Raw genomic sequence first — 7588 nt, 5'->3', positions numbered from 1 at the left:
GAAAGGGGAAAGCTTGGCCATCTGCGCGTCGGTCAGCCAGAAAAGGTCGCTCATGTCACCGCTCCGTTTTCCGAGCCGTGAATCACGCAGCACATCGAAAATCAATGCATCCTGACCCTAACAGACCCCCGGCTGTCGTCTGCAGGCAGATTAATCGCCGAGCCCAGGAGAGCTGTGGGTACCCAAGCCAATAAGGTTGCACCGTTTTTGCGGAGCCTGCTGGCAGGACGGTCGGCGTGGCTAGACCGGCGCCATGTCACGTGCTGAGAAGGGAGAGCGCGAGGGGTTGTTCAGACGATTTTGCCAATCTGTCCAGTTGCACCGGGCAGCGGCGGCAGAGGATGTGCCTGCTGTAAGCAGAGTGATTCCCGAAAAGCCGGGGCTGGCTCACGGTTTGCTGACGTTGGTGTCCTGCAACCCTGTTTGTATAAGGATTGTATCCGCGTGCGAAGTGATCAGGTACCTGGTCAGACGCGGCACGGATTGCGAAGGCGCAGTTCATCGGGTAGCGTTTGGGTCAAAGCGCGTCGGGAAGGGCATCAAACCCGGTGGTTTGGCCGGACTTCAAATCCGGTTGGGGCAGCGAGCCTGTCCCGGGTGGGTTCGACTCCCATTCCCTTCCGCCAATCCGTCAGCACTCATTCAGCGGCTCGGGCTGCCCTGCCAAATCAAGGCCGCGCGCCGTGGGAGGCTGCCAGGTCGGCGATACTGGAACCGCGCCCTGCGTATTTGTGCCAAGCTGCGAGCCGCCGGTGCCGCCACTCCAGCCGGTGGTGCCGGTATTTTCGGGCGCAGTCGAATCGTCCGAGGGTTTCGGAGCGTCGGCGGGTTGCGCCGTCGTCGCCGGTTCGGGGCATTCCGGCGCGGCGCTGGTGTCGCTCTGCTGTGCCGAAACGGGCCCGGCGAGGACCAGCAGCAGTGCCGGGACGAACAGGGTGCAGGCTGGGCGGATCATCATGACCTCGGGCGAATGTTGCCATGTCGAACGCTAAAGCGGCAGAGTCCGTTCCCCACGAGGGCCCCATCCGGCAGGGCCTCCGCCAGAGGCTCGCCCCCACTGTTGATCGCTTCTGACCGGTAGAAGGGTGCAGCGCGGCGTGTTTTGAAAAGCACGTCGCACCCCTTCCGGTTAGTTCCTGGATATGGCGGTGGGTTGACGGAGCTGGCAGGCGTCATGTCTCGTCCCATGTCGTTCCGATCTGCGAGTCCGGAGTCATGCGGTCGGGCAAGTACTGAGGATCCGCTTGCCCAATAGGCAACTGCATTCCAAGGCGCCGCCACTGTAGCCTCCGAGGCGGTCGCGGCGGCGGGATGCACCTTCATCCAAACTTCCCAATCGCATGGTCTATAAATTCCATTCAAAACGCCCGTCGTGATCTTGTGGATGCGACCAGAGATGCGAACGGGTGCGGGCGCGACTTGACCCGGCGAGCGGAGACATCCGCCATCTTTGCCGGCCGAGTCAGGCGGGAAGCAGCGGCGATGATGGCTTGAGCCCGTCGGGGACCTTCGCCCAACCGATGTCCCTGCCAGCGCGTTCCTTCGTGTCCGAGCCAATGATGCCGAGCGGGGCCGCGGGAGGCAGCCCAGAAGACCTTTGCCTGCCCTGCCTGTGCGCTTGCCGTTCACCAACGGCCTAATGCAAAAACCGGTCTTCGAGCAGTTTTGTGCCCAGCCGCGACTAAAAGCTTCTCACACTCTACATCATATTGTAGACAATCTACATCATGGACGGCTTGGGGGGTTTCCGATGTCCAGTACGATCAGACGGGAGACGATGGGCGCTCAGTTGGGCAGCCTGCTGCGCCGTGCGATCCTGTCTGGTGAGTTTGTGCCGGGAATGGCTGTAACCGAAACGGCGCTGGCCGTCCGTTTCGGCGTCAGCCGCGGCCCGATGCGTGAAGCGATGCGGCACTTGATGGACGAGGGCCTGCTTGTGACCGTCCCCTACACCGGCACGCGGGTGCTGCAGCTGACCTCCGCGGATATCGAAGACATCTACTCCATGCGGATCTGCCTTGAGATTTTCGCCTTCGAGCAGATCTGGGATCGGCGGGACGATACCTTTCGTCAGGCGCTGACGGCACGGCATCAGGCGCTGCTCGAGGCGATCGACGCCGGCGACGACATCCGGTCGATCGACGCCGAGCTTGATCTGCACGGCCTTGCCTACGAGACCTGCGGCAACGGCATCCTGCTGTCGACCTGGAGCGGCATCCGCGCCCGCCTCCAGCTCTATTGGGCCGCGCATCACCGCGCCCATGGGATCGCGGGACCGAAACGGGAAAGCCACGACGCCTATGTCCGCCTCGCGCTTGGGGACTGCTGCGCGCGGATGAAAGGCGAGATCCACGACCACATGCGTCGCGGGCTTGATAAAACCATGGCCTTCGTCGCCCTAATCGAGGCGGAGAAGGCCACGTCCAACAGGAGCAAGACATGAAAAGACGTTCTCTCATTCTCGCCACCGTGGCGGCACTTGCGACTGCGCCGATGGCTCATGCGCAATCCGGCGGCACCATGGCGCAGGTCAAGGAATCCGGCGAGCTGCGCATCGGCGTGGCTTCTGCCGAGCCGTGGTTCTACAAGGACCCGATGTCCGAGGAATGGACCGGCGTCGGGGTGGCCATGGGCAAGCGCATGGCTGACGAGCTGGGTGTCGAAATGGTCCCTGTCGAGACATCCTGGGCCAATGCCGTGGCCGGGCTGCAGGCCAACCAGTTCGACATCATGTTCGTGCTGGATCCCACCGAAGAGCGCAAAAACGCCCTGGCATTTCCGGGAAACCCGCTGTTCTATTATGCGATGGGCGCGCTGGTGAAAGAGGGCTCGGAGGCGACGAACTGGGACGATCTCGACACGCCCGAGACGCGCGTCGGCGTCACGCTTGGCACCTCGCTCGACCGCAACATCACCGAGATGATGGACGAGGCGCAGATCAACCGGTTCTCGACCAATGACGAGGCCATCGCCGCCTTCGCCGCTGGCCGCGTCGATGCGGTCGTGCAGTTCCACCCGGCGCTGGTCGTGCAGTACGCGCGACTGAAGATGGGCGAGGTGCTGCTGCCCGAGCCGGTGAACCCGGTCGCCACCTCGGCTGGCATGCGCCAGGAGGACAGCACCGAATTCCTCAATTGGGTGAACGCCACCTTTGCCGATCTCTATGCCGCCGGCATACCGGACGAACTGTTCGACGAATACCTGGCGAGCAAGGGTATCGATGCGACCGGTATCCCCGGCCTGATCAAGGAAGACTGGTAAGGCCTTGCGCGGACCGGCCCCCGGCCGGCAGGTCCGCGCCCATTTCGAACTAACGAGAGCCGCCACATGGACTATGCCTGGGACTTCGGCCCGGTGCTGGGGCGTTTCGACATGCTCGCACTGGGGCTGCTCAACACTGTCAAGATCGCCGCCGTCTCGATCGTGCTGGGCGTTCTCGTGGGGCTTGTCCTCGCGATGATGCGCCTGTCGTCGCGCAGGTGGCTGAACGTCCCCGCGCTTGTCTTCATCGAGTTCTATCGCAACACGCCGCCCATCGTTCACTTCTTCTGGTTCTTCTACGCCCTGCCGGTGATGCTGGCCATCAGCCTGAACCCTTATGTCGCGGCCGTGCTGGCGCTGTCGACGCAGTCCGGCGCCTTCTACGCCGAGGTGTTCCGCGGCGGCATCGTCTCGATCGAGCGTGGCCAGTGGGAAGGCGGCCGGGCGCTTGGCATGACCCATTCCGCGCTGATGCGCCGGATCATCATCCCCCAGGCCATCGCCCGCATGGTGCCGCCATTCATCGAGCGCAGCTTCGAGCTGCTGAAGACCACCGCCCTGGCCTCGACGCTCGCCTACGCGGACCTGCTTTATCAGGCGATGATGGTGAACGCCGAAACCTTCCGCCCGCTTGAGGTCTATACGACCATCGCGTTGATGTACCTCGTGCTGCTGGTCACCGCCAGCCAGCTTGCCCGCCTGGCCGAAAACCGGCTGACGGCCTATCAGTGAAGGCGACGCGATGAACTACGTCCCCGACTTCAGCATCGTCACCGATAACTGGATCGTCCTGATGCGCGGGCTTTGGGTCACCATCCAGATCTGGATCCCGTCGATCGTCATCGGGCTGGCGGGTGGCTTCCTGCTGGCGCAGGCGCGGCTTGCCCGCAGCAAGGTGATCCGTGGCACCAGTCTTGTCTATGTCGAGCTGTTTCGCGACACGCCGGTCCTGATCCAGCTGATCTGGTTCTTCTACGCCTTTCCCATCCTCATCGGCGTACAGCTCAGCCCCTATGCGGCGGCGCTGCTAGGGTTGACGCTGAATACGTCCGCCTACGCCTCGGAGATCTTCCGCGGCGGCATCAGGTCTATCCATCGCGGTCAGATGGAGGGGGCCCTGGCGATCGGCATGACGCGGGCGCAGGCCATGCGCCGGGTGATCCTGCCGCAGGTGGTCAAGCGCATGCTGCCGGCCTTCACCAACCGGACGATCGAGGTGGCGAAGATGTCGTCGCTGGCCTCGGTCATCTCGGTGCACGAACTGATGTATCAGGGCCGCCTGCTCTCTTCGACCTACTACCGGCCCTTCGAGATCCTGACGGCCGTCGCCTTCATCTACTTCGTCCTCATCTACCCCGGCACCTTCCTTGCCGGGCGTCTTGAAAAGCACCTGGCGCGGTCCAACTGACGCGGAAAGGAACCTAAATGGCTGGGAAACCCATTCTGGAAACGAAGGCCCTGCACAAGCGGTTCGGCGATCACCACGTCCTCAGGGGCATCGACTTCACCGTCGAGCCCGGCGAGCGTGTGGCGATCATCGGCGGCTCGGGCTCGGGCAAGTCGACCTTCCTGCGCTGTCTGAACTTCATGGAGACGCTGAGCGAGGGCGAAGTCTGGCTTGATGGCACCCGCATCGGCGTCGAGAGGAAGGGCACCGTCACCTATCCCGAAAAGCAGCTTTGCCAAGTGCGCGAGCGGCTTGGCATGGTGTTCCAGCAATTCAACCTCTTTCCGCACATGAGCGTCCTCGACAACGTGATGGAAGGGCTGGTGACGGTGAAGCGCATGTCCCGGCCCGAGGCACGCCGCGTGGCCGAGGCGGAACTGGCCAAGGTCGGCCTTTCGGAAAAGCACGACGCCTGGCCCGGGCGCCTGTCCGGCGGTCAGCAGCAGCGCGTCGCCATCGCCCGGGCGCTGTCGATGCAGCCCGAGATCCTGCTGTTCGACGAACCGACATCCTCGCTCGATCCCGAACTGGTGGGCGAGGTGCTGCGCGTCATCAAGCAGCTGGCCGAAGAGGGACGCACGATGCTTCTTGTGACCCACGAGCTGGGCTTCGCCTATCACTTCGCCACGAAGGTGATCTTCCTGGCCCATGGCGTCTTCCACGAGGTCGGCACGCCCGACGAGGTTCTGAAGAACCCCAGGCAGGCGCGAACGCAGGACTTCCTGCGCCGCTTCGGCGAATTCGCATTCTGAACAATCCTGACATCAAGGTAAGACCATGACACCCCTCAGCAGCTCATCATCGCAGAGCTATGTGAAAGATCCGCGCAACGACGGCGTGGAAATCTATGTGAACGGCGAATTCTTCAGCCGGGACGAGGCCAAGGTCTCGATCTTCGACGCGGGCTTCGTGCTTGGCGACGGGGTCTGGGAAGGCATCCGCCTGATCAACGGCAAGCTTCTGGCCATCGACGAACATATCGACCGGCTCTTCGAAGGCGCGCGATCCATTCAGTTGGACATCGGCCATGACAAGGCCGGACTGATCGAGGAGATCTGGAAGGTCTTGCGCCACAACAAGATGGAGGACGGCGTCCACATCCGCATGATGATCTCTCGCGGGCGCAAGTCCACGCCGAACCAGGACCCGCGCTTCATCATCGGCGGTGCCACCATAGTCATCGTGGCCGAATGGAAGCAGCCGAATCCCGACTTGAAGACACGTGGCCTCAAGCTGATGACCTCGACCATCCGCTGCTCGACACCCGACGTCTTCGACCTGCGTCTGAATTCGCACAGCCGCCTGAACTTCATCCAGGCACTGATCCAGGCGATCAACATGGGCGCGGACGAGGCGCTGATGCTCGACGACCGCGGGTTCGTCGCCTCGTGCAATTCGACGAACTTCTTCATCATCCGCGGTGAGGAACTCTGGACCTCGGACGGCCTGACCTGCTTCAATGGCATCACGCGCAAGAAAGCCATCAAGGTCTGGACGGAAGCAGGACTTACCGTGCGGGAAGCCCCCTTCACCCTGTCTGAGGTCTACTCGGCCGACGAGGCCTTCGTGACCGGGACGCTTGGCGGGATCACTCCGGTTGCGATGATCGACGGCCGGCCCATCGGCTCGGGCAGGCCCGGACCTCAGACCGCCAGGATGAACGACCTCTACCAAGCCTACATCCAGGCCTGACCAATGGCCGCGCGCTTTCGCCCGCTTCGCAGGCGATCGGCTCTGCGCCGGCTTTTTCGCCCTTCCGTTTGGGAACGCTGATCCGACGCAACGAAATCGCGTATACCGCGCTTGCGACCATTGTCGGTGTCCTTTCGGGGCTGGCGGTGGTCGCGATGCAGGAACTCATCCACCTGATGGGCTTCTGGATCTTCGGAACGACGACCGAGGTCAGCGGCGCGGACCAGATCAACCCGCTGCGCGCATTCGGGGGCCGCTTTCCGGCGGCGTCCTGGCGGGGCTGAGCTATCTGGTCGGACGGCGCTGGTTCCGCCGGCTGGCCGACCCGATCGAGGCGAATGCCGTGGGCGGCGGCAGGATCGCCGGGCTAGGCAGCCTCTACATCACGGCGCAGACGATCCTCTTCAGCGGCTTCGGCGGCTCGGTCGGGATAGAGGCCGCTTATACGCAGGCCGCATCGAGTGGGGCGTCCTGGCTTGGGCAGCGACTGCGCCGCGAGGATCTGCGCCAGCTGGTCGCCCCCGGAGCCGGTGGCGCGATCGCCGTGACAGTCGATGCGCAGTTGGCGGGCGCGTTCTATGCCTTCGAACTGGCGTTGGCGACCTATACCGTGGCATCGCTTCTGCCGGTGCTGGCGGCCTCGATGGCGGCCATCGCGGTTGCCCGACTGATCAGCGACGGCCATGGGCCAAGCCTCTACTTCGCGGGCCATATCCCGATGGAGGGTTATCTTCCCGTCGCCCTGCTGGCGGTACTCGCCGCCGTCGGCATTGCCATCATGCGCTCGGTCACGTTGATGGAGCAACTCTTCGGCCAGAGCGCGATCCCCGGCTGGATGCAACCCATGATCGGCGACCTCGCGGTGGGAATTCTTGCACTGATCTCGCCGCAGGTCCTTTCTTCGGGTCATGGGGCGATGAACGTCGTGCTTGGGACCAACATGACGGTCTTGCCTTGCTGACGATTTTTGGCCTGAAGATGATCGCGTCGTTCATCTCGCTCGCTCGGGTTTCCGTGGCGGACTGTTCTTCGCGTCGCTTCCGCTCGGCGCGTGCCTCGGCAAGGCCTGGACCTGTCCCGGTTCCGTTCCGGTCTCGTGCTCATGTTAGGCGGCCTTGTTTTCGAAGGCCACGGGTGATTTCCAGCCCGATGCAGAGTGTCGGCGCCGCGGGTTGTAGAAGCCGTTGA

Annotated in this window: 9 protein-coding genes and 1 tRNA gene; 9 read left to right on the top strand and 1 reads right to left on the bottom strand. The window is 63.3% G+C overall.

Translation table 11 applies throughout. From position 1 onward, the window contains the following. The first annotated feature begins 530 nt into the window (after positions 1-530). A tRNA-Sec gene (locus tag OC184_RS18870) sits at positions 531-626 on the top strand. A gap of 5 nt (positions 627-631) precedes the next feature. Here the strand turns inward: OC184_RS18870 and OC184_RS18865 are convergent. After that, the gene (locus OC184_RS18865) at positions 632-958 is read right to left on the bottom strand and encodes a hypothetical protein (RefSeq protein ID WP_265508695.1); all 327 of its coding nucleotides are present in this window, start codon (positions 956-958) and stop codon (positions 632-634) included. A 681-nt stretch (positions 959-1639) separates the two neighbouring features. On the opposite strand from OC184_RS18865, the gene OC184_RS18860 reads away from it, so the two are divergent. The 8 genes from OC184_RS18860 to OC184_RS18825 all read left to right on the top strand — a co-directional run bounded on the left by OC184_RS18860 (position 1640) and on the right by OC184_RS18825 (position 7361). After that, the gene (locus OC184_RS18860; RefSeq protein ID WP_265508694.1) at positions 1640-2443 is read left to right on the top strand and encodes a GntR family transcriptional regulator; all 804 of its coding nucleotides are present in this window, start codon (positions 1640-1642) and stop codon (positions 2441-2443) included. Continuing rightward, the gene (locus OC184_RS18855) at positions 2440-3261 is read left to right on the top strand and encodes a transporter substrate-binding domain-containing protein (protein ID WP_265508693.1); all 822 of its coding nucleotides are present in this window, start codon (positions 2440-2442) and stop codon (positions 3259-3261) included. Before OC184_RS18860 ends, OC184_RS18855 begins: the two co-directional genes overlap by 4 nt. A gap of 66 nt (positions 3262-3327) precedes the next feature. Further along, the gene (locus OC184_RS18850; protein ID WP_265508692.1) at positions 3328-3993 is read left to right on the top strand and encodes an amino acid ABC transporter permease; all 666 of its coding nucleotides are present in this window, start codon (positions 3328-3330) and stop codon (positions 3991-3993) included. Positions 3994-4003: 10 nt separating this feature from the next. Continuing rightward, a complete protein-coding gene (locus tag OC184_RS18845; protein ID WP_265508691.1) occupies positions 4004-4669 on the top strand; it encodes an amino acid ABC transporter permease in 666 nt (221 codons plus the stop codon). 17 nt (positions 4670-4686) lie between these two features. Then, the gene (locus tag OC184_RS18840; RefSeq protein ID WP_265508690.1) at positions 4687-5460 is read left to right on the top strand and encodes an amino acid ABC transporter ATP-binding protein; all 774 of its coding nucleotides are present in this window, start codon (positions 4687-4689) and stop codon (positions 5458-5460) included. 25 nt (positions 5461-5485) lie between these two features. Then, complete coding sequence (locus tag OC184_RS18835; RefSeq protein WP_265508689.1) at positions 5486-6400, top strand: aminotransferase class IV; 915 nt, start codon at positions 5486-5488, stop codon at positions 6398-6400. Between the two features lie 155 nt (positions 6401-6555). Further along, positions 6556-6684: a hypothetical protein gene (locus OC184_RS18830; RefSeq protein WP_265508688.1), complete on the top strand. Its 129-nt coding sequence runs from the start codon at positions 6556-6558 to the stop codon at positions 6682-6684. A 59-nt stretch (positions 6685-6743) separates the two neighbouring features. Next, a complete protein-coding gene (locus OC184_RS18825; protein WP_265508686.1) occupies positions 6744-7361 on the top strand; it encodes a chloride channel protein in 618 nt (205 codons plus the stop codon). Positions 7362-7588: the final 227 nt, after the last annotated feature.

This window comes from Paracoccus rhizosphaerae (assembly GCF_026162645.1).
GTDB lineage: Bacteria > Pseudomonadota > Alphaproteobacteria > Rhodobacterales > Rhodobacteraceae > Paracoccus > Paracoccus rhizosphaerae.
The sequence above is the reverse complement of the archived record's forward strand: the minus strand, read 5'-3'. Positions and strand labels throughout refer to the sequence as shown.

Coding starts and splice junctions, on each gene's coding strand:
- OC184_RS18845 (WP_265508691.1), top strand. CDS start 4,004: ATGAACTACGTCCCCGACTTCAGCATCGTCACCGATAACTGGATCGTC.
- OC184_RS18865 (WP_265508695.1), bottom strand. CDS start 958: ATGATGATCCGCCCAGCCTGCACCCTGTTCGTCCCGGCACTGCTGCTG.
- OC184_RS18840 (WP_265508690.1), top strand. CDS start 4,687: ATGGCTGGGAAACCCATTCTGGAAACGAAGGCCCTGCACAAGCGGTTC.
- OC184_RS18835 (WP_265508689.1), top strand. CDS start 5,486: ATGACACCCCTCAGCAGCTCATCATCGCAGAGCTATGTGAAAGATCCG.
- OC184_RS18855 (WP_265508693.1), top strand. CDS start 2,440: ATGAAAAGACGTTCTCTCATTCTCGCCACCGTGGCGGCACTTGCGACT.
- OC184_RS18860 (WP_265508694.1), top strand. CDS start 1,640: ATGCAAAAACCGGTCTTCGAGCAGTTTTGTGCCCAGCCGCGACTAAAA.
- OC184_RS18830 (WP_265508688.1), top strand. CDS start 6,556: ATGCAGGAACTCATCCACCTGATGGGCTTCTGGATCTTCGGAACGACG.
- OC184_RS18850 (WP_265508692.1), top strand. CDS start 3,328: ATGGACTATGCCTGGGACTTCGGCCCGGTGCTGGGGCGTTTCGACATG.